Annotated in this window: 18 protein-coding genes; 6 read left to right on the top strand and 12 right to left on the bottom strand. The window is 70.4% G+C overall.

Going from position 1 to position 23,851, the window contains the following annotated elements; genetic code table 11:
* Nucleotides 1-51 precede the first annotated feature (51 nt).
* Nucleotides 52-1,893 (bottom strand): alkyl sulfatase dimerization domain-containing protein, encoded by a 1,842-nt coding sequence (locus ABZ319_RS09945; protein WP_354986047.1) that lies wholly within the window; start codon nt 1,891-1,893, stop codon nt 52-54.
* Nucleotides 1,894-2,393: 500 nt separating this feature from the next.
* Between ABZ319_RS09945 and ABZ319_RS09940 the strand changes: the two genes are divergently transcribed.
* The gene (locus tag ABZ319_RS09940; RefSeq protein WP_354985976.1) at nt 2,394-2,999 is read left to right on the top strand and encodes a TetR/AcrR family transcriptional regulator; all 606 of its coding nucleotides are present in this window, start codon (nt 2,394-2,396) and stop codon (nt 2,997-2,999) included.
* Nucleotides 3,000-3,050: 51 nt separating this feature from the next.
* Here ABZ319_RS09940 and ABZ319_RS09935 read toward each other — a convergent pair whose 3' ends face one another.
* The 4 genes from ABZ319_RS09935 to ABZ319_RS09920 form a co-directional block, all read right to left on the bottom strand.
* Nucleotides 3,051-4,520, bottom strand: a complete 1,470-nt coding sequence (locus ABZ319_RS09935; protein WP_354985975.1) for an NAD-dependent succinate-semialdehyde dehydrogenase — start codon at nt 4,518-4,520, stop codon at nt 3,051-3,053.
* Entirely contained in the window at nt 4,517-4,699 is a 183-nt protein-coding gene (locus ABZ319_RS09930; protein WP_354985974.1) for a hypothetical protein, read from the bottom strand. The genes ABZ319_RS09935 and ABZ319_RS09930 overlap by 4 nt, the downstream gene beginning before the upstream one ends.
* Nucleotides 4,700-4,842: 143 nt before the next feature.
* A complete protein-coding gene (locus tag ABZ319_RS09925) occupies nt 4,843-5,973 on the bottom strand; it encodes an acyl-CoA dehydrogenase family protein (RefSeq protein ID WP_354985973.1) in 1,131 nt (376 codons plus the stop codon).
* 9 nt (nt 5,974-5,982) lie between these two features.
* Nucleotides 5,983-7,146, bottom strand: coding sequence for an acyl-CoA dehydrogenase family protein (locus ABZ319_RS09920; protein ID WP_354985972.1), 1,164 nt, complete (start codon nt 7,144-7,146; stop codon nt 5,983-5,985).
* 125 nt (nt 7,147-7,271) lie between these two features.
* Between ABZ319_RS09920 and ABZ319_RS09915 the strand changes: the two genes are divergently transcribed.
* Together ABZ319_RS09915 and ABZ319_RS09910 are read left to right on the top strand one after the other, a co-directional pair.
* The gene (locus tag ABZ319_RS09915) at nt 7,272-8,237 is read left to right on the top strand and encodes a patatin family protein (protein ID WP_354985971.1); all 966 of its coding nucleotides are present in this window, start codon (nt 7,272-7,274) and stop codon (nt 8,235-8,237) included.
* The gene (locus tag ABZ319_RS09910; protein ID WP_354985970.1) at nt 8,234-8,818 is read left to right on the top strand and encodes a QsdR family transcriptional regulator; all 585 of its coding nucleotides are present in this window, start codon (nt 8,234-8,236) and stop codon (nt 8,816-8,818) included. Before ABZ319_RS09915 ends, ABZ319_RS09910 begins: the two co-directional genes overlap by 4 nt.
* 21 nt (nt 8,819-8,839) lie before the next feature.
* Here the strand turns inward: ABZ319_RS09910 and ABZ319_RS09905 are convergent, their stop codons facing one another.
* Nucleotides 8,840-9,514 (bottom strand): DUF3159 domain-containing protein, encoded by a 675-nt coding sequence (locus ABZ319_RS09905; protein WP_354985969.1) that lies wholly within the window; start codon nt 9,512-9,514, stop codon nt 8,840-8,842.
* A 231-nt stretch (nt 9,515-9,745) separates the two neighbouring features.
* Between ABZ319_RS09905 and ABZ319_RS09900 the strand changes: the two genes are divergently transcribed.
* The gene (locus ABZ319_RS09900) at nt 9,746-11,164 is read left to right on the top strand and encodes a DUF1254 domain-containing protein (protein ID WP_354985968.1); all 1,419 of its coding nucleotides are present in this window, start codon (nt 9,746-9,748) and stop codon (nt 11,162-11,164) included.
* A gap of 5 nt (nt 11,165-11,169) precedes the next feature.
* Here ABZ319_RS09900 and ABZ319_RS09895 read toward each other — a convergent pair whose 3' ends face one another.
* Nucleotides 11,170-12,492 carry a serine hydrolase gene (locus ABZ319_RS09895; RefSeq protein ID WP_354985967.1) on the bottom strand — a complete coding sequence of 441 codons (1,323 nt, stop codon included), beginning with the start codon at nt 12,490-12,492 and terminating at the stop codon, nt 11,170-11,172.
* Between the two features lie 519 nt (nt 12,493-13,011).
* On the opposite strand from ABZ319_RS09895, the gene ABZ319_RS09890 reads away from it, so the two are divergent.
* Complete coding sequence (locus ABZ319_RS09890) at nt 13,012-16,047, top strand: LuxR C-terminal-related transcriptional regulator (RefSeq protein ID WP_354985966.1); 3,036 nt, start codon at nt 13,012-13,014, stop codon at nt 16,045-16,047.
* 121 nt (nt 16,048-16,168) lie between these two features.
* On the opposite strand, the gene ABZ319_RS09885 is transcribed toward ABZ319_RS09890, so the two are convergent.
* From ABZ319_RS09885 to ABZ319_RS09865, 5 genes are all read right to left on the bottom strand, one after another.
* Nucleotides 16,169-17,596 (bottom strand): DUF1254 domain-containing protein, encoded by a 1,428-nt coding sequence (locus ABZ319_RS09885; RefSeq protein ID WP_354985965.1) that lies wholly within the window; start codon nt 17,594-17,596, stop codon nt 16,169-16,171.
* A gap of 200 nt (nt 17,597-17,796) precedes the next feature.
* Entirely contained in the window at nt 17,797-19,029 is a 1,233-nt protein-coding gene (locus ABZ319_RS09880) for a CHAT domain-containing protein (protein WP_354986046.1), read from the bottom strand.
* 35 nt (nt 19,030-19,064) lie between these two features.
* A complete protein-coding gene (locus tag ABZ319_RS09875) occupies nt 19,065-20,579 on the bottom strand; it encodes a tetratricopeptide repeat protein (protein ID WP_354986045.1) in 1,515 nt (504 codons plus the stop codon).
* A gap of 7 nt (nt 20,580-20,586) precedes the next feature.
* Nucleotides 20,587-21,621, bottom strand: a complete 1,035-nt coding sequence (locus ABZ319_RS09870; protein WP_354985964.1) for a hypothetical protein — start codon at nt 21,619-21,621, stop codon at nt 20,587-20,589.
* Nucleotides 21,618-23,084 carry a hypothetical protein gene (locus ABZ319_RS09865; protein ID WP_354986044.1) on the bottom strand — a complete coding sequence of 489 codons (1,467 nt, stop codon included), beginning with the start codon at nt 23,082-23,084 and terminating at the stop codon, nt 21,618-21,620. Before ABZ319_RS09865 ends, ABZ319_RS09870 begins: the two co-directional genes overlap by 4 nt.
* Before the next feature lie 147 nt (nt 23,085-23,231).
* Here ABZ319_RS09865 and ABZ319_RS09860 point away from each other — a divergent pair, with 147 nt between their 5' ends.
* A complete protein-coding gene (locus tag ABZ319_RS09860; protein WP_354985963.1) occupies nt 23,232-23,774 on the top strand; it encodes a lipoprotein LpqH in 543 nt (180 codons plus the stop codon).
* Nucleotides 23,775-23,851 lie beyond the last annotated feature (77 nt).

Genomic DNA, 23,851 nt, shown 5'->3' with positions numbered 1-23,851 from the left:
TGACACGTACGGCGTGCTGTGCTGACCGGTGCGGTTGCTCGGGCGGATGGGTCAGGGCGTGACGATGGCGAAATCGGGATCCGGTTTCTCGATGAAGCTCTTGAATTCGACCAGGACCGCGGCATTGCCGTCGATCGTGACGTCCCCCGCCGCGACCGCGGCCTTCATGTCCCCGCCCGCCATCATGTTCTGGATGAAGCCGCCGCGGGTGAGGGTCACGGTCGCGTCCGGGGCCGGCAGACCGTCGTCCGGCCGGCGTTCGTAGTGCACGAGTACGCCGTTGCGCAGTTCGGCGCGGCGCACCGCGTCCCGCTGATCGCTGAACTTCCAGTCGGTCACGATGCGCGCGTCCCACGCCTTCGGCCCGTTGATGAACAGCGAGATGGCGTCGAACGCCTGCTCCACGGTGAGCGCGGCCAGCAGGCCCTTGGAGTTCGCGGCGGTGGGCGTGCCGAAGGAGCCGTTGCGCAGCTCGTACGCGCCGGAGAGATAGAAGTTGCGCCACGGGGCGTTCTCCGCGCCGTAGCCGAGCTGCTCGTACACGCTCGCCTGGAGGTCCTTGGCCTTCCGGTTGTCCGGGTCGGCGAAGATCACGTAGTTCGCCAGCGTCGCGGCCCACCGGAAATCGGCTGCGTCATACGCCTTCTGAGCCTTCTTCAGGGTCTCGTTCGCCCCGCCCATGGCATCGACGTGCCGCTGCGCGCCCTCGACCGGCGGGTGCTCCCACAGGTGCGCCGGATTGCCGTCGAACCAGCCCATGTAGCGCTGATAGATGGCCTTCACGTTGTGGCTGACCGAACCGTAGTACCCGTGGGTGTACCAGACCTTCTCGATGTTCGGCGGTACGCGCATGATCTCGGCGATCTCGCTGCCGACATAGCCCTGATTGAGCATGCGCAGGGTCTGATCGTTGAGGTAGCCGTACAGATCCCGTTGCAGCGACATGTATTCCACGATCCTGTCGGTGCCCCAGATCGGCCAGTGATGCGAGGAGAAGACGATATCGGACTGCCGCGCATAGAGATTGATGGATTCGGTGAGGTACTTGGACCACACGTGCGGATCGCGCACCAGGGCACCCCGCAGGGTCAGGATGTTGTGCAGGGTATGGGTCGCGTTCTCCGCCATACAGAGGTAGCGGCGGTCGGGGAAGTAGAGGTTCATCTCCGAGGGCGCTTCGGTGCCCGGGGTCAACTGGAACACCATGCGCACCCCGTCGATCACCTGTTCCTGCCCGGTGGCGGTGATATCGATGGTCGGATCGATGAGGCTCACGGTGCCGACCGAGGTGGTCTGCCCCAGACCCGCGCCGATCTGACCCTTCTCCCCGCGCGGCAGGGCGGCGCCGTACATGTAGGCCGCGCGCCGCGACATCGCGGTGCCCGCGTAGATGTTCTCCGCCACAGCGTGTTCCAGCAGGCCGGCCGGAGCGATGACCGGGCAGCGTCCGGCCTCGACGTCCTCGCGGGTGGTGACCCCGAGCGACCCGCCGAAGTGATCGACGTGCGAATGGGTGTAGATGAGCCCGGTGACCGGCTTGTCGCCGCGGTGCTGCCGATAGAGCGCGAGCCCGGCGGCGGCGGTCTCGGTGGAGATGAGCGGATCGATGACGACGATTCCGGTGTCGCCCTCGATGATCGTCATGTTCGACAGGTCCAGTCCGCGGATCTGGAAGAAGCCGGGCGCGACCTCGTACAGGCCCTGTTTCACGGTGAGCTGGGACTGCCGCCACAGGCTCGGATTGGCCGAGGACGGGCAGGTGCCCCGCAGGAATCCGTAGGAATCGGTGTCCCAGATGACCCTGCCCTGCGCGTCCTTGATCACGCCGGGTTGCAGGGCCTGCACGAAGCCGCGGTCGGCGTCGGCGAAGTCGGTGGTGTCCGAGAACGGCATGGTCTCGGTGACCCTGCGGTTGGCCGCGGCGATGGCGTCGGTCGGGTCGGTCCGGGTGGTGGACGGGTTCACCTCGTCGTCGGAGCCGCAGCCGGTCAGCGCGCCGCCGGCGCCCACCGCGGCCAGTGCCGCCGCGCCGACGCCGAGCATGCCGCGCCGCGAGACTCGGCCCCGCCGCTGTTCCGGACCACGATTGACCTGACCACCGTCGACCACTTCGGTCTCCTCTTCGGCTCGTACGAACACCCGCACACGGTCACACGCCCAGCCAAGCAGCTAGTTGCGGAGTATTCGCTGATATCTCGATAACGATTGACGCGCGGTGCCGAATGCCGCATAGAGCGGGCAATATCGGATCTTCAACCATCCAGACGGAACAGTCCAGAAGTTAGCCGCTGTGGCTACCCTACCCACTATTGCAGTTTAACTGCAATAGTGGTGGCGAAATCCACCACCGCCCCCGTCATCGATATCGGGTGGCTCTGTGATCGGATGCAGGCATGAGCGAAGGCACGGCCGCGCGGCGGCGGCGCAATCCCGAACAGACCCGCGCGGCGATCGTGGAGGCCCTGCTCGCCGCGGTCAAGGACGGCACCTTCGCCCCGACCTCCAAGGACATCGCCGAGCGCGCGGGCGTCTCCGAGCGCAGCATCTTCGTGCACTTCCCCGGCCGCAACGACCTGCGCCTGGCCGCGGTCGAGACCCAGTCCGAATACGTCGAGTCGCTCATCGCGACCCCGGATCCGGGCCTGCCGCTGGAGCGGCGGATCGAGGCCGTCCTCGAGCGCGCCGAACTGATCTTCGCCGCCCAGCGCAATCCGCGCCTGCTGGGATTGCTGGAGTCACAGACGATCCCGGAGCTCGACGCGCGAATGCGACTGACCGACAGTCGCATTCGCGACGCGCTGGGACTCGTGTTCGAGCCCGAACTGACCCGCGACGGCGCACGCGACGAGGAACTGCTGGACCTGGTCGAAGCGACGGTGGGCTGGGCGTACCGGCATCAATTGATCGAGCGGCGCGGGCTCACGCAGCGCAGCGCGTCCCGGGCCGTCGATCGGGCGCTGCGAGCACTGTTCTCCGCCAACGGTTCCCGGCGGGGATGACGGCGCTGATCGTGCGTGCCCGGGCCCGCACGATCAGCCAGGCGCGAGCACTCAGAGCGCGACCCCGATGTACTTGACTTCGAGATACTCGTCGAGACCCGCGCTGCCGCCCTCACGGCCCAGACCCGAAGCCTTCACCCCGCCGAACGGCGCGGCCACCTCGGAGATGATTCCGGTGTTCACCCCGCACATACCGGTCTGCAATCCTTCGGCGAATCGCATCGTCTCGCCCAGGTTCTCGCCGTAGACGTACCCGACCAGACCTGCCTCGGAGTCGTTGGCCGCGGCCAGCGCCTGCTCGGTGTCGGCGAAGGTGCGGATCGGCGCGATCGGCCCGAAGATCTCCTCGCGCCACACCCGCGATTCCGGATCGACGCCGGTCAGCACCGCCGGGGCCACGAAGTAGCCGGGGCCCGAGCCGATCTCGGCGCAGGTCCGCACCTGCGCGCCGCGTTCGGCCGCATCGCGCACCAGCCCTTCGACCCGGTCCACGGCGGCGCTGTCGATCAGTGGCCCGACCCGGGTGCTCGGCGCGAGACCGTCGCCGACCGGCAGCCGGGACAGCTCCGCGGCGAGGCGATCGCCGAAGTCGGCGGCCAGGGATTCGTGCACCAGAAAACGATTCGCCGACACGCACGCCTGGCCGGTGTTCCGCATCTTCGCCAGCACCGCACCCGCGACCGCCTTGTCCAGATCAGCGGATTCCAGGACCACGAAGGGCGCGTTGCCGCCGAGCTCCATGGAGGTGCGCAGCACCCGCCGCGACGCCTGGGCGAGCAGCAGCCGCCCGACCACGGTGGATCCGGTGAAGGTCAGCTTGCGCAGGCGCGGGTCGGTGATGATGGGCGTGGACACCTCGGCGGCGTTGGAGGTCGTCACGCAGTTCACCACCCCGGCCGGGAGTCCGGCGTCCGCGAGCACGCGCATGAATTCCAGTGCGGTGAGCGGGGTCTGGGGCGCGGGCTTGAGTACGACGGTGCACCCGGCCGCCAGCGCCGGCGCGATCTTGCGGGTCGCCATGGCCAGCGGGAAGTTCCACGGGGTGATGGCGTACACCGGGCCGACCGGCTGGCGGGTCACCACGATGCGCTGATCACCGGCCGGGGCGCGGAAGTAGTCGCCGCCCCCGCGCACACCCTCCTCGGCGAACCAGCGCAGGAATTCCGCGCCGTACGCCACCTCACCGCGCGCCTCGGCGTACGGCTTGCCCATCTCCAGGGTGATGAGGGTGGCGATGCGATCGGCACGCTCGTGCAGCAGGTCGAAGGCTCGCATGAGCAGATCGGCGCGGGCGCGCGGATGCGTTGCCGCCCAGGATTCCTGGGCAGCCACCGCCGCGTTGAGGGCGGCCATGCCGGTGCCGGCGTCGGCATCGGCCACCGCGGCGATCATCTCGCCGGTGGCCGGATTCTCCACCGGCTGCAGCGTCGGGTCATCGGTCCAGTGACCACCGATGAAGTGACCGACGGGCAGGTCGGTGAGGGCATCGCCGATGCCCCGCGGGACGGTCGCGGTCGTCATCGAATCTCCTTGTCGCCGTGGTCGAAGACAATAACCCCTCGCACGGCCGCGCCGTCGGCGAGCAGGTTCATGGCCTCGTTGATCTGGGTCGGAGCGATGCGCGCGGGGATCGGCTTCTCGCCCGGCAGCAGCCCCGCCCGCGAGATGTGTTCGTAGCGCGCGACGTCCCGGGATGGCACCGCCGAACCGAGACAGCTGCCCACGACGGTGCGGCCCGCGCAGTCCGGCCGGGCGTAGGCAGTGTGCTCGAGGCGGCGGGCGCCGGCGACCCGACGGTGCCGGTGGCGCCGCCGGGAGCCGTTGCCGCGTGGGCGGTTTCGTGTCAGATTTCGACCATCTGGTGGTCGCCGACGAGGCCGCCCAGGCGGCGCAGATGATCGCTGGAGTCACCGAGCGAATGCTCGATGGCGGTGAGCCGGGCCGTGTAGTGCCCGACCGGATACTCCGCGGTCATGCCGATGCCGCCGTGCAGCTGAATCGATTCCTGGCCGATGTGCCGGGCCGAACGGCCCACCCGGAGCTTGGCGCGCGAGGCCACCACCGGATCGGCGACGCCGTCCGCCAGCGACATGGAGGCGTACATGCTCATGCCGCGCGCCAGTTCCAGCGAGACGTACATGTCCGCGGCCCGCTGGGTCAGGGTCTGGAACGAGCGCAGCGGGACCCCGAACTGCTTGCGAGTCTTCAGGTATTCCGCGGTGAGCCGCAGCGACTCCTCCATCGCCCCGATCGCCTCGGCGCACAGCGCGGCCTGCGCGTGCGCGAGGGCGGAATCGATGACATCGGTGACATCGGCGGCCGCGCCGAGCGATTCGGCGCGCACACCGTCGAACTCGATGTCCGCGCCGCGCTGCCCGTCGTGGGTGCGGTACGGGGCGCGCCGCACGCCCGTGCCGGCCGGGTCGACCAGGAACAGGGCGGTGCCGCCGCCCTCGGGCAGGGCCGCGCTCACGATCAGCAGTTCGGCGCAATCACCGTGCGGCACGGTGCTCTTGCGCCCGGTGAGAACCCAGTTCTCCCCGTCGGCGACCACCCGGGTGGCGATCTCGTGCGACGGCCAGCGCACGCCCGGCTCGTTGTGCGCGAACGCCGCGCGCACAGCGCCGTCGGCGATCTTGGGCAGCAATTCCTTGCGCTGGGCGTCCGCGCCCACGTGCGCGATGAGCCCGCCGGGCAACAGGGCGCAGTCGAGCAGGGGTTCGGGGGCCAGGCGACGTCCGATCTCGGTGAAGACCAGCATCGCCTCCAGCGGGCCCGCGCCCATGCCGCCGTCCTCCTCCGCGAAAGTCAGCCCCAGCAGGCCGATCTCGGCGAAGGTGCGCCACAGCTGCGGGTCCCAGCCGAGTTCGGTGCCGATGACCTCGGTGCGCCGTTCGGGGGTGTAACCGCGGGCCAGCACGTCGCGCACGGTGTCGCGCAGCATTTCCTGTTCAGTGGTGAGATCGAAATCCATGGCGCTGCCTCACAATCCGAGAATGGTCGAGGCGATGATGGTGCGCTGCACCTCGTTCGAGCCTCCGTAGATCGATGTCTTGCGGTAGTTCAGGTAGGTGGCGGTGCTGCGGCGCGCCCAGTCCGGGGTGTCGCCCTCACGGGGCAGGGAATCGGGACCGGCGATGTCGACCAGCAGTTCGGTGACGGCCTGCTGGAGTTCGGTGCCGCGCAGTTTGAGGATCGAGGAGACCGGGTTCGGCTTGCCGTCGGCCGAGCCCGAGGCCACTCGCAGCTGCACCAATTCCAGTGCCAGCAGCTCGTTCTCGAGTTCGGCGATGCGGGTCGCGAAGATCGGATCGTCCAGCATGGTGCCGGCGCCGAGCCGGGTCTGGCGTGCGTGCTCCTTGGCCAGCCACAGCCGGACCTTGTTCTGGCCGACGGCCGCGATGCCGGTGCGCTCGTTGCCGAGCAGGAACTTGGCGTAGGTCCAGCCCTGATTCTCCGCGCCCACCAGGTTTTCCACCGGTACGCGCACGTCTTCGAGGAAGACCTCGTTGACCTCGTGGCAGCCATCGATGAGCTCGATCGGCCGCACGGTGACGCCCGGGGAGTCGAGCGGGAACAGCAGCATGGAGATGCCGGCCTGCTTCTTGGGCGCGCCCGGATCGGTGCGCACCAGGCAGAAGATCCAGTCCGCGGACTGGGCGGCCGTGGTCCAGGTCTTCTGGCCGTTGACCACGTAGTGGTCGCCGTCACGCACGGCGGTGGTGCGCAGCGAGGCCAGGTCGGAACCGGCCTCGGGCTCGGAAAAGCCCTGGCACCACCAGATGTCGAGATTGGCGGTGGCGGGCAGGAAGCGCTGCTTGAGTTCCTCCGAGCCGAAGTGCGCGATGACCGGGCCGATCATGTTGGCGTTGAAGGTCAGCGGCTCGGGGACCGAGGCGAGCTGCAACTCGTCGTGCCAGATGTGGCGCTGCACGGGCGACCAGTCGCGGCCGCCCCAGGCCACCGGCCAGTTCGGCACGGCCAATCCGTGCTGGTTCAGGATGCGCTGGGTGGTGACGATGTCGTCCTTGCTCAGCTCCTGCCCGTGCCGATTCCGGTTCCGGATATCGGCCGGGATTTCGCTCCGGAAGAACGCGCGCAGCTCGTCACGAAACGCGAGCTCGTCCTCGGTGAGCGCCAATTTCATGCCTTGACCTCCAGTTTCGTGGCCATCCCGGCCGCGTCGAGTGCGGCTACCCGGGTGGACCCCGTCATCGACGGATACGATACACAGATAGCGCAATGTCTCAAATAGCCTCGAGGAGGAGAACCATGCCGGACGACGACCGGACCGCGCACGACGCCCTCGGCGTCGGCGAACTGATCGGCCATCGCCATCGCACCGGCAGCCTGCCCGGTCAGCGCCGCGACCCGCATCGGCTGGCCCTGGTCATCGAGGGCGGCGCCTCCCGCGGCGCGTTCTCGCACGGCATGGCGATGGCGCTCGAGGAACTGGGCGTGCTGCCGAGTTTCGACGCGGTGTACGGGGCATCGGCGGGTGCGCTGAACGGAGCGTGGCTGCTGTGCGGGCGCGCACGGGATTCCGAGCGCGCCTGGGCGCCCGAGGTCATCGATCGCGTCATCTCACCGATCCGGGCGCTGCGCGGCGGCCCGGTCGTGGACACCCGGTATCTGGTGCACACCGTGTACGAACGGCTGGTGCCCATGGACTTCCCCGCCATCCTGGCCAATCCGATCACCTTCCATCCCATCGCCACCGACGCCGACACCGGCGCGGCCGTGGATCTGCATGCCGGACTGACCGATTCACGTTCCATCCAGATCGCGCTGCGCGCCTCCACCTGCATGCCGATCCTGGCGGGCAAGCCGGTGCGCATCGGCGCGCGGCGCTACGTCGACGCGGGATTGTCCGAGGCGGTGCCGATTCGCACCGCACTGGCCCAGGGCGCGACCCGGGTGCTGGTGCTGCGCACTCGGCGCGACAACGAGATCGCGCGCCCGCCTTCGGCATTGGAGAACCAGGTGGTGGCCCGCTACCTGTCCCGGCGCGCGCCGGGCGCGGTGGGCCCGTGGCTGGGGCGCGGTCAGCGACAGCTGGCGGACGAGCGGGAGTTCACCGATCACCCGGCGGTGCTGCAGATCCGGCCCCCGCGCAATGCCCCGGACATCAGCCGCACCGACCGCGGCGCGGAACTGCTCACCCGGGCGCTGAGCCTGGGCCGCGAGGTCACCGCGCGCACCCTGGCCGACTACCTCACCCCTATGATTTCCACGTGACGCGCCCGGAGAGAACCAGGTCGCCGGGCCGACCGGCCTCGGCCAGCCGCGACGACGTGCTGCGCGCGGCCGCGGACATGTTCGTGGCGGGCAAGCGGGTCGACGTCAACGCCGTCGCCGCCCAGCTCGGGGTGAGCCGGGCGAGCATCTACCGCTGGTTCGGATCCCGGGACGGGCTGCTCGGCGCGGTCATCGTGCACCAGCTCGATCGCATGGTCGCGCACGTGGAACGCCGAACCAGCAGTACGGGGTTGACGCGGCTGAGCGAGATCCTGGACCGCACCGTGCAGTGGCTGGTCGATCACGATTCGCTGCGCACCTACTTCGACAACGAGTCGACCGCGGCGCTGCGGCTCATCACCCGCAGCGACGGTCCGGTGCACGAACCGGTGGTGGCCATCGTGTCCCAGCTCATCGCGCGAGCGCAGGAGCAGGGCTACCGCCCGCCCCTCGATCGCGAGACGCTGGCCTACGCGCTGGTCCGGCTGTGGGAGGCGTTCCTGTACAACGACGCCGTGGCGGGATTCCGGGGCGACGTGGAGCGTCTGCGCCAGGTGCAGGCGGCGCTGCTGCGCACCTGATCACGCCCGCCGCCGCGACTCTCAGGCGCTGCGAGCCGAAACCTGCTCGAGTGCAAGGCTTTCCGCCGGTTCTCTGCCGTCCCGCAGTGAGCGGCGCACCCACAGCCAGGTGACCGCCAGCATGAGCACCAGCGCCGGCTTTCCCAGCACCAGCGCGACCGAGCCGAGCAGCACCACCTTGTTCGCCGCGTACAGCGGGACCATGACCACCAGGTGTACCGCCCAGAAGGCGAACCATGCCCCGGTCACCCTGCGGTGCAGGAGAAGTCGAGCGCGCGGGTCGGCGTGCTCGGCCGGTTCCAGGCCGATCCGGCGGCAGGCCCAGCGGCTCAGCGGCCGGCCGGTGAGCAGCGTGAGACCGAAGGCGACCGAAAAGAACAGGCAGATCAGCAGATCCGGCAGATAGAAGCCGCGACCCTCGCCGGTGATGCCCACGAACATCGAGAACACGACCACGACCAGCAGCGAGATCGTCACCGTCTTGACCGAATCGCCGCGCAACAGGCGGTACAGCCCGACGAAGGCGGCCACCGCGAGCGCGATCAGCACACCGCTCTTCGCGTCGGCGGCGGAGTAGCCGATGAGGAAGCCGATCGCGGGAGCGGCCCCGTCGAGCAGATGCCCGGGACCGCCCAGCGCCCGGAACTTTCCCCACATCTCGGCAGCTCCCGAGCGTTCACTGGTCTCGATTCGCATGGTCCGCTCCTGTTCGCCGGTCGCCGGAGGTTGTCGTCGGCCAGATCACTATTGCAGTCTCACTGTAATAAGCCGGAGGTTGTAGGCCAAGCCGATATGACCGGTCTCGCTGATTCACAATCCCGTGACCCGGGGCACAGCGCGACGCACGACGACCGGATGAGACCGATTCAGCAAATGTCTAGTTAAGCTCCGGGAGTCGGGGGGTCACGCGGATCGAAGGAGTACGACGTGCAGGTTCCAACCACGCCACCGCTCTCCCGCCGCCGAATCCTGGGCATGGGTGCGGTGGCGCTCGCCGGTCTCGGACTCGCCGCCTGCGGATCCGGCGAGGACTCCGGCTCGAGCTCCGGCACCACCACCTCGGACGACCCCAAGGATGTCGCGGCCGACGCCTACACCTTCGGCTATCCCCTGGTGCTCATGGACGCCACCCGCGCGGGTTCGGGCGCGCCGAACCAATTCATGAACGCCACCGCGCTGCCGACGCCCGCAGACCGCTTCGTGGTGCGACTCAATCTCGACACCCTGTACTCCCAGGCGTGGCTGGATCTGCGGGCGGAGCCGCTCGTATTGCAGGTGCCCGCAATGGAATCCGAGCGGTACTGGCTCATGCAGGTGCTCGACGCCTGGAGCAACACCGCGCACAATCCCAGCAGTGTGCGCCCGCAGACCGACGCCGGGGTGCAGGCTCCCCCGTACACCTATCTGCTGACCGGCCCGCAGTGGAGCGGACAGACGCCCGAAGGCATGACCCGGCTGGCCATGACCACCGACATGACCTGGGTGATCGGCCGGATTCAGGTGAACGGTCCCGAGGACGTGCCGAATGTCGTTGCCCTGCAGGCCGGATTGAAGCTGGTGCCCCTCGGCGCCTGGCTGGCCGGGCAGACCGATTCCCTCGGGCGGCCACTGTCGATCGACCCCGCCGCCACCCCGCCGCCCGCGCAGGTGGCGGCCATGGACGGCCCCGCCTTCTTCGACAGGCTCTGCGCGCTCATGGCGGCCAATCCGCCCGCCCCCGCGGACGCACCCGCCATGGAACGCTTCGCCAAGATCGGCGTGAAGCCCGGCGCGACGGTCGATTCGCTCTCCGCCGATGTGCTGAACGAGGGTGCGGCACAGGCCAAGACGGCGATTCCGGCCTATCGCGACCCGAAGGCCGAATCGGTGAACGGCTGGACCTACAGCACCGATCTCGGCACCTATGGCACCGATTACGCACTGCGCGCCCGCACGGCGGTGCAGGCGCTGGGCGCGAATCTCGCCGAGGACGCCCTGTACCCCAGCATCGGCGGCGAGGCCGACGACAACGGCGTACCGCTGCGCTACCGGCTGCGATTCGCGCCGGGTCAGCTCCCGCCCGTGGACGCCTTCTGGTCGATCACCGCCTACGACGCGGACAGCTACCTGGTGCCGAACGCGGCGCAGATCTATTCGATCGGCCACGATATCCCGGTCGTCGCCGGCCCGGACGGCACGGTGGAGCTCGCCGTCCAGAGTGAGGACCCGGGTTCGGCGGTGCCGCAGGGCAATTGGCTTCCCATTCCGGCCACCGGGAAGTTCTCGCTGAGCATGCGCCTGTACGCCCCGCAGTCACGCGCGCTCGACGACAACTGGCAGCCGCCCGCGCTCACCAGGGAGAGCTGACCGAGCTACCGGATGCCCGGGGTGGCCGGATCCGTGCCGAAGCAGCCCACGATGTAGCAGCCCGGCGGCCACCCCGACACCGGCGGGGCCAGTGGCTTGTCGAGGCAGGTGAGGAACCCGCACCCCGGATAGGCCATGCGGCCCAGGCCCAGCGCGGCCAGGGTGGCTTCGGGATTGGATATGTACGGGTCGGCGAGGCTGACATCGGGCACCGGGCGGTACGGGCCCGGATCGGCCAGCACCGGGTCGCGGAACGCGGCACCCAGCGCCCGCATGGCATCGTGCGGGAAGCTGACCGCGCCGCCGGGAACGGTGATGCCGGTCCAGCTCACCAGCAGCCCCAGGCTGGGCACGATGTTGTTGTCCTGCCGCATCATTCCCGACATCTGCACGGCGTCGGACGGGAGGCCGGGGAAGATCGAGTCACAGCCCGGGCCGTTCACCACGAACAGGTAGCCGTAGCAGTCGTTGGTGCCCGCCGGGGTGGTCGCCTCGTCCAGGTAGGCGCGGGAAATCACCCGCGTGCCCGCCCAGTCGCCGCGATTGGCGATCAGCAGCCCGAGTTTGACGAAATCGTCCGGCGGCATGACCAGATGCGCGTACCCGTAGGTGTGGCCGCTGCGATCACGCGCCCAGTAGTAGTCGCCGCGTTCGATGCCCAAGGGGTCGAACAGTTCCCGCTGGGCGAAGGTCTGGAAATCCTCCCCCACCGCCTGCTGCACCACGAAGGCGAGCAGATCCACCGCACGCTGGCTGTACTGCCACTTCGTGCCCTGCGGCGCGATGATCGGCATCGCGAGGGCCTGCGCCACCACGTTCGGATCCAATTGGATCAGGCCGGTGACGCCCTCGGAGGCGACGGCGACCTCCATCCCGGAGGATTCGGTCAGCAGACTGCGCACGGTGATCGCGCGATGCTCCGCGTCGCCGAGCCCGGCGGGCAGATACCGGTCGATGGAGTCCGTGACCCGCAGGAGCCCGGCGTCCACGGCGATACCGGCCACCATGGACACCACGCTCTTGGTGCTGCTCCACAGATTCCAGGCCACGCCCCCGGCTTGCGCGTTGGTGGGGCCACTGCCCACGAGGCAGTTGTTCCGGTAGATCGACACCGTGAACCGGGTGGGATCGGCCACGAATTCCAGGGCGCGGTCCAGCGCCGCGGAATCCAGGCCGACCGCTTCCGGGGCGGCGGACTCGGGCTGGCGGCCCGAGGTGACCGAACACTGCCGTAGTTGCCCGGGTTCGCCCTGCGCGGCGGGGACGCCGGCGAACAGCGTTCCCACCGTCATCACCGCCACCGCGAGAGCCGTCATCGTTCGCCGCACACCGTCTCCTCTGCCCGAAGTTCCCTTCGGTCAGATCGGAAACGGCAACTCGCCGTTATCTTTTCGTAACCCCCGAATTGTCGGGGCGCTGATTCTCGGGGCGGTGATTCCGGGGGAACGCGGCGGCATTCCGAACGGGGAATTCACCCCGAACCCGGTGGGTCACACCGGGCCCGGGGGGCCTGGGGGGGAGCTGGACCGCGCTCGCGAGCACGGTCGCCGGCTCCGGCTCGGCTACGACGATGCCGTTCGCTCCCATGGTGTCGGCAATACCGCTCCCGCGCAGCAAATCCGCCGAGGAACGTCGGATGCGTCCCATTCTCCGGGCGGGTCGGCACGGTGTCGCGGTTCGACTGTGCCGTATCGGCGAGGGTGTGCGCTTCACCCGCCAGGGATGGTTTCGTGCGCGGGCGAGCCCGAATACCCGGTCGGGCATACGTCCAGATCGAGCCGAAGTCCGGTACGTTGTGTTTGCTAGTGAATTGCTTCTATGCATTTACGGCAGCCCCGGGAGGCTCGGTGACCATTTCCGAACGGGTCGATCCACACCCGGCAACGGTTCATCTGTCGCGGCACGAACTGGAAAAGCAGACGCTCGCCTTTCATCCCGTGGCACATACCGCGGTGTTTCAGCGACTCAGCGCGAGCGTCACCGAATTCGGTCCCACCGTGCTGATCATTTGCTCACCGGCCGGCACCGGAAAGAGCGTAATCCTGGCGGATTGGCTCGACCACGAAAGCCGGACTCGCGGCGGCGACCTCGCGACCGCGTGGATCACCGCGCACGAGGGTCTGGACTCCGCGGCGGCGCTGTACGCGGCCGTTCACGACGCGCTCGGCGCGGACCTACCCGTCCGGACCGAAGCGGCTGCCCCGCACGACATCCACGCGGCACTCGCACATGGTGTCCGGCCGACGGTGCTGGTGTTCGACGACGCCCATCGCATCACCGCGCCGGGGGCGCTCGCCGCGCTGGAAGAGCTACTGGCACAGGCTCCCCCGCACCTGACGGTGGTGGTCGCCGCCCGGCGCGTGCCCGCCCTGCGCTGGCACCCGCTCGAGCTGCGCGGCCGCCTCGTGCGCATCGGTCCCGATGAGCTGGCCCTGAACGCGGTGCAGGTGCGCGCGATCTGCGCACAGCACGGGTACGTCCTGGACGACGGTGACCTGCGTGCCATCACGTCGCTGACCCGGGGCTGGGCCGCGCTGGTGCGCATGACCGCCCAGCATCTGGCCGCGCACGACGGGCGCGGAGCCGCCGCGCTCACCACCCCGGCCCACCCCGTCCGCGCGATATCGGATTTCCTGCAGTCCGAACTGCTAGCCGATATGAGCGCCGGCGCACTGGCTTTCCTGACCCGCGCCGCCATACCCGACGCCTGCGACGACGAACTCGCCACCGAGCTCGCGGGCCCAGAGGCCGCACAGCAGCTGGCCGAACTGGAAAGCGCCGGCTTCCCGATCACCCGGCAGGCGCGCGGGAATCGAGTCTGGTTCGAGTTCCACCCCGTGCTCCGGAATCACCTGCGGACCCAGGCCCGTCGCATCCATCCCGAGCTGCTGCCGGACCTGCACCGCCGCAGCGCGGTCCGGCTGCTCGCCGCCGGGGAACCACTGCTCGCCCTGCCGCACCTGATGGCCGCGCAGGACACGGACGGGCTGCGGAACCTGCTGCGCGATCACGCCTTCGCCCTGGTGCTCGACGGCCACGGCGACGCCCTCCTGTGCGCCCTCGAATCCGCGGGACCGGCGGTCACCGACGACAGCTACGTCTGGCTCCTGCGCGCCGTCCATGCCTTGTCCCGAGGCGAAATCGCGGCGGGCGCGGCCTATTCGGCCCTGGTCCACGCCCGCACGGACGCACCGTCGGTCGCCCCGCTCTCCTGGTTGCGGTCGCTGACCCGGGCCGCCGCTCTCGAAGCCGACATCGCGAACGGCCTCCGGCGATCCGGGGCTGTTCCGGCATCGGCCCGAACGGAACGGCCACCGGCGCGGCAGTGGTTGTGCACGGGCTCGGACGCCGCGGCCGACCTCGCCGAAGACCTCGCGCCGACCGGACAGCCCGACATCGACTGCTACCTCACCATGCAACTCGCGACCGCGCTCGCCCTGCACGGCCGGCTCCCGGAAAGCGAACGCGCACTGCGCCATTGCCTCGCCCTGGCCGACCGCCGCGACCATCACCGGCTCGCGCTGCAGGCCATGACCCGCCTGTCACTGACGGCCGGTCTCGCCGGCGAGATCACCACCGTGCGCACCCGCGCCGAGCGCGCGCGGCTTCACGCCGCCGACCACGAACTCACGTGCACCCCGGATGCGGCGCACGCGGCCGCCCTCGCCGCCCTCGCCCACCATTGGCAGGGCACGACACCGGCACGCGACCGCACCACCCCGTGTCCCGCCGGGGACCTGTCACACGCCGAGTTGCCGGACGGCGACACTTCCCGACCCGCGGCACGATCGCACTTCGGCGGAAAAGGCATCGCCGGTGTGGGCAGCCTCGTCGCTCGTTGCCAGGACGACCCACATTGGCCCGGCGCAACACCGGTCCACCGGTGCTCGGGCCATTCCGAGCACCCCGTGCACACCGTCCCTTCGCGCGGCGCGCCTCTGCTCGACAACGCAGATCCGGGCTCGGGCATACCGTCGCACGGCGATGTCCGGGTGAGCGGAGTCGCCGGGCAGCGCCGATATCGGCAGTGCGAGAACCTCTCTCCGCCCTGCGATTCCCGCCGGCACGGCGAACACTCGGAGGACGAGAGCGGGTCGTGGATCGACCGGCACGTGCGGGCCGTCGCCTGCCTGGTGGCTTTTCACGATCCGGGGGCGGACCGGCACGCCGCGGCAGAAGCGGTGCGCGACAGCATGTTCCGGCTGCTCGAGAGCGGGGCGGCGGCGGTGACCGGCGGGCAACTGCTGCCGTCGGCGATGTGGGTGCTGCTGGGGGTCAATGAACCCCGGCTGGCCCAGGAGCTGGTGGAGCAGGCCGAGCGGGCGGTGGGCGACACAGCGGAGGTCGCGGTCGCGCGCGCCGCCATCGCCGAGATCGGCAATCGGTCCAAATCTACTCGGGCACTGCTCGTTCCGGTCCTCGACGCCGGACCCGAGGTGCATCCGGTCACGGCGGTGACAGCGTGGCTGCTCGAAGCCTGCGCGGCCGAGAGACTCGGGCACGCGCGGCGGGTCCGGCACAGCCTGGAGCAGGCGTTGCGCCGCGGGGCCGGAGAGGGGCTCGTCCGGCCGTTCCTGGACGTGCCCGGCGCCCTGGCACTGCTGGACGAATACACCGGAAGGTTCGGCCATTTCGACGCTTTCGCCGATCGTGTGCGGGCGCATCCGGGGGCCGGGCGGGCCGGGCTGGGGCCGGTATTGACCAGGACCGAGTTGTCGGTACTGCGGCTGCTGCCCTCCGGGCGCACGGCGCAGCAGATCTCCGAGGATCTCGGGGTGTCGGTCAACACCGTGAAGACGCACCTGCGGGGCATCTACGCCAAGCTGGGCACCAACACCCGGGGCGACACGCTGGATCGCGCCCGGCAGCACGGAATTCTGTAGCGCGGCGGTCGTATTCGGTGCTCCCCGCCCGGACCGCGGCGGCACTCATCCGGCCGTCCGGCCCGGAACACGGCACGTCCCCGGGCAACCGAAGCCACCCGGGGACGCGAGCGCACCGAAGTTAGGAAGCGGCCTTCAACGCCGGCGGCTGCCAACTGCCGTCGATCACGCTGTTCTCCGGCGCGTACAGCCGCATGGTGAGCGAGAACTTGCCCGATTCCGGTATCGGCAACCAGTTTCCGGCGGGCACGCGCGAACCCGGATCGGCGGCCTGGACCGTGATGTCCACCGAGCCGTCGGGATTGGCGGTCACCGGGACCTGATGACCGACCGCGTAGATGTTCGCCGGATTCGCGACCAGGAAGCTGTCGGCGTCGTACGCGGTGATCGACCAGAATGCTTTGGCGGGCGGCAGTTTTCCGGCCTCGAAATGCAGGGTGTATTTGCCGTTTGCGCCGCCGCCCGCGGGCTCGACGAACAGCGTCGGGTAGACCGCGTCCTTGGGCAGGTTCGCGCCCAGGCCCAGCATGGCGGTGTTGGCGCGCAACGCGTAGTTGGTCCCGTACGTGCCGATATCGGTGCCGAAGATCCAGCCGTTCTCGTTCTTCCGGCCCGGATCGGTGTACGCGGCAATCGCTTTGGTCCCCGCCTGTGCACCCTGGTTGAGCACGTCGGGTGTGGTCTTGTCGGTATTGCCGCCGGGGGCAACGCCGATCTCGGCGAATCGCTTCATGGCGTCGGCGTCCGCGGCCGCGGGCGGGTTGGCGGTCATGAGGTCGTTCAGGGTGGCGAAGAACTGCGGAGCGAACATCTGGGAGACCTGCTGGGAGGGGTTCTTCGTCTTGTCTGCGGGCTGCCCCGCGGGCAGGTTCTCCTGATCGCCGGCCACCCACCGGCTCAGGGGAACCAGCTTCATCTGGTCCTGAATTGCCTGCACCGCGGCCACATCGGACTCGCCGTTCACCTGGACCCGGCCCAGCAGCCAGGCCATATCGGTGGGCATCTTCAGTTGCGTGACCCCGTCGGGCAGCGTGCCCTCGAACCCGGGACCGGTGACCGCGTAGGTGAACGGGCCGGTCTTCGCGCCCGAGCCCACCTGCGGATCGAGGTTGCCCGGATCGTGCGCGGTGTTGGTCCACGCGTCCAGGATCTGCATGAGCCAGTAGCGGTCGCTGTCCATCTCCGGTATCTGCAGGATCATGGGCTCGGCCTTCAGGTCGAACCACGCCTGCGAGTACAGGGTGTCCAGGTTGAGGCGAACCACCTGGCGATCAGCGGGGGTCGGCAGGGCATCGGCGTGGTTGAACCGGTTGGACTCGCCCGCTGCGGCCCGGGTGGCGTCCATGAGCACCAGCGGATACCCGAAGACGTAGGCGTCGGCTGCGATGGCGGCTTGGTCGTCGGCGGCGGCGCTGCTCGAGGTGCCCGCATCCGAGTCCGAGGAATCACCGCCGCAGGCGGCCAGCGTCAGACCCGCCATCGCGAGCGACAGGCCGACGGCGGCGGCCCGTACCAGCGGACGGCCCGCAAGGGCTCCAAACCTGTTCATAACCATGTACTCCCCTGTCTCAACCGCAGCCGGTGCGGCATCGGATCGGGCACAGTGCGTAGCTGACTCGCCCGCCCCCGGCGATCGCCGGGCACGGACTCCCCACGCTGCCCGATCCGGGCCCGTGGGACCTCACACGTCAAGGGTGATCTTTCGTCTCGCGGGCACGGCGCAGCGCACCCCGGGCGCTACCGGCCCGCTCAGCGCGCGTCGATGGTGGCGAAGGCCGCCCAGATCAACGGCGAGTACTCGATCTCGCCGGTGGCGCGCCAGGCGGCCAGGCGGGACCGCTGCCAGTCGTTGATGGCGGCGACCGGATCGGGCTCCTCGTGGGCCGCGTCGATGGCGCAGACGGCGTCCTGCAACGGGCGGCTGGTCGCCGGCGCACCGCCCAGACGCTGGAAGGCGAGGTCGGTGGGCAGGGGCCAGCGGCCGGCGGTCACGAGTTCGGCTCCGCCGGTGAGCATCGCGGCCACCAGGCCCAGCGCTTCGCCGAAGCGCAGGTCGCCGCCGCTCTCGCAGGCGATGAGGGCGACGCGGCTGGGAATGGGCCACAGCTGCGGGCCGCTGCGCGGGTCGTCGGTCAGGGTGTGGGTGCCAAGCAGCAGGTCCCGGGCCGAGAGCGGACGGTGATCACGTTCGACGGGCGCGAAGCCGAGGGTGTCGGCGGTGCACGCCAGATGCAGGGTGGCCGATTCGCTGCGCCCGGATTCCGGGGCCGCCGCGGTGACATGGCCGACGTACAACAGGCGGGAGGCTCCGGTGCGCAGCGCCTCGCCCAGCCAGTTCCGGTCCAGATCGGTGCGGCGGAACGCCTCGAGCGGATCGCGCACCGCGGGCACCAGCCGATCCACGGCGGCGTGGCCCGCGACCAGTGCGGCCAGCGGGGCGGCCACGTCCATCCGCCCCAGCACCGAGCCCAGCACCGAGTCGGCGCGGAACCCGGGCACGCGCGGATCGAGCACCGCGACCACCGGCAACTCGCGCTCGCTCTCCCAGCTCCGCGCGACCCGGGCGGGAGCCTGCGTGATCCCCGCCGGGGCCAGCAGACTCACGTCGGCGATCTCCACCAGCCGCAGGCCCGCGTCCGGGGCGATCAGCTCCCACGGGATCTGCGCGACGCGCGGCGAAGGCTGGATCCGCAGTCGCGGCCGCACCCCGGCGGTATACAACTCGTACAGCTGCACCGCCAGCTGATAGGGCAGAAACGTCGCCGAAAGAAACTGAGCCAGCGCATCTTCCGTTCCGAACTCCGCCAGTTCCCCCGTACCCAAGACGTTTTCGAGCCCACCGGTCTCCCCCGGTGCGGGCAGTGCCGCCGCGAACCGCTCCACCGCCGCCTCCACCTGCTCCCGGGGCACGACCCCGATCCCCGCACCGGCCGGATGATCCACCCATCGCCAGGTGATGAACAGCTCCCCCGCATCGGCCATCCGCACGTACGCCGTCGGCTGTGCCGCAGCGCCGTTCACGACCGGACCACGCGCTCGTCGCGCAGGCGGCGACCGTAGCGTTGCTCGGCGGCGGCGATCCAGGCGGCCAGGGCCAGATGGCCGTCGGGGGCGACGGCCACGTACGGGGGCGGCGCCACCGGCAGTCCCGCGCCGGCCGCCACGGCCGCCAGCGCGCTGCCCAGGTGCAGGGCGTCGGCGATGGCCGCGGTGGGCGGGGGCGGGGCGGCCATGGGTTCGAGGAGGTTCAGATGGGGGGCCTGCGCGGGGGTGGCGGCGATGCGTCCGATGTCGAGGGTTGTTCCGACACAGCTGGTTTCGATGAGGTCGGCGATCAGGTGGGCGTCGCCCGCGAGATAGGCGTAGCGGAAGGCGACGCGGAGCGCGGGGTCGGCGATGCGGCGGCTCCAGGTTTCGCGCTGCGGGCCGTCGGGGAGTTCGTAGCGCACCGCGTCCAGGGCCAGGGCGGCCGGGACGGCCAGATCGACCGCGCGGTGCAGCAGGGCGGGATCGGCCTCGAGCAGCGGCTCCAGCAGCCCGGCGTGCCAGTGGTCCAGTTGGGCGCAATGCAGCCCCAGACCGTGCCCGGCGTAGGTGGCGCGGGCGTCCGCCAAGGCTCGCTCCCCGTCGGCGTAGCGGTGCGCGGCGAAAGCGACCATGGCCGAACGAGTTCGGACATCGGTGGCATCGATGACCGCGCCCGACTCCTCGAAATGCGCGAGCGCCTGCCGATACCGGGTCTCGGCCAGGTTCAGGTCGGTGCGCTGCTCGGCGATGAAACCCATGATCTTCCAGCCGATCCCGGCCCGATAGGCGACCCCGGTCTCGTCGAAGTACTTCTGCGCGGCCAGCAGCAGCCGTTCCGCTTCGTCGAAACGACCGGACCGCGAATGCATGATGGCCAGATTCTGCGTCGTCTCGGCCACCCCGGAACTGTCCCCGGCCGCGGAGAACGCGGCCAGCGCCTGCCCGGCGAAATCCTCGGCCAGTTCCCAGCGCCCGGTCTCGAAATGCGCTGCCGCCAGGTTCATCAGCGGGTGCCCGGCCTGCGCCGGCGCGTAATGCTCCGCGGCGGACAGTGATTCGTTGGCCAGCTCGATCGCACGCGACCACTGCTGCCGGTGCAGCGCCAGTGCGGTGGCCGAGACCAGCCCGGCGAAGCGCAGATCAACGGGCGCGTCCGGGGCCGCCAGCTCCGCCCGCGCCCGCTCCATGGCGTCCTGCGCACCGTCCAGATCCCCGAGGTGTTGCAGGGCCTGCGACAGGTTGATGAGCGCGACCGGCCGCATGCGCGGCGCGTGGTCGGGCATGCGCGCCAGCGCTTCCCGGAACCGGGCTACCGCCTCGGCGTGCTCGCCCAGCTGATCGGTGACACATGCGGCGTCGACCAGCGCGCACAGCGCGTAATCACCCCTCTCGGTCAGCACCGCGGCGTCGAAGATGCGCAGCGCCTCGCGCAGATCACCGCGCACCATCGCCTCGGCCCCGGCCCGCAGCGCCGGCGACTCCTCGGGTCCCGCACCGCTGGCCATGGGCACGTCAGAAGTCCGAATCTTCGGCGGCGGCGGCGATTTCGGCCAGCAGCGGCGCGTCCGACCCCTGCCCGTCGGCACTGACGCCGACCGCCCGCCGCAGCCGCGCCGCCGCGAAGTCACGGATCCGCGACCGCAGGTCCACCGAGGCGTCTCCGGTGCGAATGCCGAAGCCCGGCACGTGGATATCGACGTGCACCGGCGCACCGGCGGACGACACCGCCGCAGCGCCGACCCACGCCCCGCCGCTGGGCGTCAGGGCGGCTTCGACCAGCGTGCCGCCGGAATCGATGCGCGCCCAGGGCCGCAGGTACGCCGCGACATCGGCGGGGGCCTCCGGCGCCGCGGCCGCGCTGACCGCCACCGTCGTCGCCCCGTCCTCGCGCACCACGCGCCAGGACACCGCCCGCTCGGAGGCGTCCACCAGCCCGGGCGGGCAGTACCGCCAATCCCAGCCGCCGCGACCCCGCGCCAGCACGAGCGCGCCGGGACCGTCGCCTTCAGCACCCGCGGCGAGTGCGTAGTCCGCCGCGCGCGGCAGCGCGTCGACCGGTGCCCGCACCGCCGGCGCGACGGCGTCGGCGCCGTCCACCAGGAACTCGCATTCCTCGGTGAGCGCGGCGATATCCCGGTCGAGCACCTCGGGATCCAGGGGCGGAATCGCGTCGATGGTCGAGGCGGGCCACCAGCGCGAGGCCCAGTGCGCGTAGGCCAGCCGCCGCGCGCTCGCCGCGAGCGCGGGCTGTCCCGGCTCCGCGCCGTACACCGGCGTTTCACGCTCGGGCGTCCGCGCCGACGCGTCGAGCGCGAGCGCGAGCGCTTCGCCGTACAGTGCCCACACCCACTGCTGCGCGAGCTCGGCGTCGTCGATCACCGCAGACGGAAGTTGTTGCGGGGCAAGCACGTTCCAGGACAGGTGGCCGCCCGCGACCTCCAGCACCATGACGTCCACGTCGGCCGCCGCGTCGAGCACGGTCGGCGCGCCGGGCGGCAGGATGCCCGTCAGCCCGTCCGCGAGCCGCCGAATCATCACCTCGCTCATCCCGCCCTCGATTCCATCGGTTCCGCCGCGATCTCGGTTGTCGCCAGGGCTCGTTTGACGCGGGTCCGGTGGTCCAGGATCACCGATCTCGCCACCCCGTCGAGCACGTCCCACAGCTCATCTGGCGCGTACACCGGGAATTCCCGCACGTCGCGCCCGTGCAACCGCACCCACAACCGCCGCGAGTAGACCCGCCACGGCACGCGCAGTTCGGCCGCGATCGTTTCCAGCGGCCCGCTCGCGCCCTCCGCCCGAACCACCAGCCGCCGCGCCTGCAGCACGTACGCTTCCCGCTGCCACCGCGCGTTGATCACCCGCGCGGCCGCCGACTCCGCTCGCCAAGCCCCGCTGCCGAGAGCCCGATCACCTTGGACCGCAATCACTTCGCCATCGGTCGCGCGCGTACCGTCCAGCGGCGCGGGGGCCACGCCGAGATCGCCGCCCACCACCGAAGTCGTCGCGAGGGGCGCGCACATCTCGGCGCCGGCGAGCCACCGGTCGCGCTCGCCCGCACGGTCGGCGTCGATCGGCCGCAGCTGTGCCGCCAGCACCGACCCGGCCGCGGCGGCCACGCGCAGCGACTCGTCCAGCAACGACCAGGGCGAGCACGCCCGCGCCACCTCCGCGGTCACCAGCTCCGGGATGGGCGGCAGCTCCGCCCGCTCGCTCGACGCCTGCAACACCGTGAACACGCGCTCGTGAATGGTCCGGTCGAAGGGCAGCCCCAGGCTGGCCTTGGACGCCGAACCGCCCACCCCCGGCGGCCGCGGCAACTCGTGTGCGGTGAGCCCGAGCTCCCGGGCCGCGTCGCCGTTCTCCGCGCGCCACAGCCGAATTCCGCTGTGCGTGCCGACGTAGGCCGCGGCCAGATCGTCGATGTCCACCTCGGGTTCGGGCTCGCCGAGCCGACCGGCAGCGCACGCCTCCAGCAGTTCGGCCAGCGCGGCCGTGGGATCCGGATCGGGGCTCAGGGGCCGCCGCCGCCACGCCGTCGCGATGAGTTCGCCGAGCTCGCGGGCCTGCTCCGGATCCGCCAGATACTCCTTGAGCGCCTGGGTGGTCCGACCGGCGGTCATGTCGTGGATCTCGCGCAGCGCCGCCTCGGCCGCGGCCCTGTCGCGCACCGGATCCGGCAGACCCGAGACCGTCGCCAATTCGAAGCAGCGCTGGAAATACAGGTCCTGTGCGTTCCCCTCGGTGATGCGCAGCGCCCGGCGCACCTGCTTGAGCAGGGTGAACCAGGCGGCGGTCGCGCACAGCACATCCGCGGCCGCGAGCAGGCGCGTGGTGAGCAGCACCGCGCCGTCCGCGCTCAGGATCGAGCCCGCGCACAGCGGATTCTGCACCGGCCGGATCACCAGCGGATCCAGAATCAGGTTCACGGTGCGGCGCAACGGCCCGCCGTGCGGTCCGCTCAGTGCCTGGACACCGTCGAGGCGGCGCCAGACCTCGTCCAGCACCATCGCCCTCGGTCGTCGCATTCGCCCAGGTTAGCGGAGTTCGCACCCCGATCACGCACCGAAAGTTGGTATCGGTAGGGCAGCGGTCGGTTTCTACGGTTCTCTCATCGGCTCCACCGGGGAGCCACACCGGAAGATCGAGGAAACACCATGAACACCAAGTCCGTTCGCATCGCCGCCGCCCTCACCGCCGCCGCCACCGCCGCCCTCCTGGTCACCGGTTGCAGCGACGACTCGGGCACCTCCACCACCAGCACCTCGGCCGCCACCGGCGCCTCCACCCCGGGCAACACCGCACCGGCCGGAAAGTCCTCGGCCACCGTGGACGGCAAGGCGCTGGACGGCAAGTTCGACACCACCTGCGTCAAGCAGGGCGGAACCCTGGCCCTGGCGCTGACCGACACCGCCAACGCCACCTACGGCCAGCTCACCGTGAGCGCCACCCTGACCGACGACAGCACCGTGCAGGCGGTCGGCATCGCGGGCAGCAAGGGCGGCGACAACGGCCTGCCCTACGCCATCGGCTACGGCAACGGGATGCCCGGCGGCTCGGCCAAGGTCGTCAAGGACGGCAAGACCTACAAGGTCACCGGCGAGGGCGTCGGCACCCCGGACATGACCAACCCGACCGCCGGGGTCAAGAACTCCACGTTCGAGATCACCTTCGCCTGCTCCGACATCGTCGGCTCCTGAGGCAGACGTCTTCCACCGGCCGCCCGACGCGGTCACCGCTCCGACAGCTCCACCCCGCTCGTGCCCGGCCGGGCACG

Source organism: Nocardia sp. NPDC005978 (assembly GCF_040614455.1).
Lineage (GTDB): Bacteria > Actinomycetota > Actinomycetes > Mycobacteriales > Mycobacteriaceae > Nocardia.
Note: the sequence above shows the minus strand (reverse complement) of the source record. Positions and strands in the feature narration are given on the sequence as shown.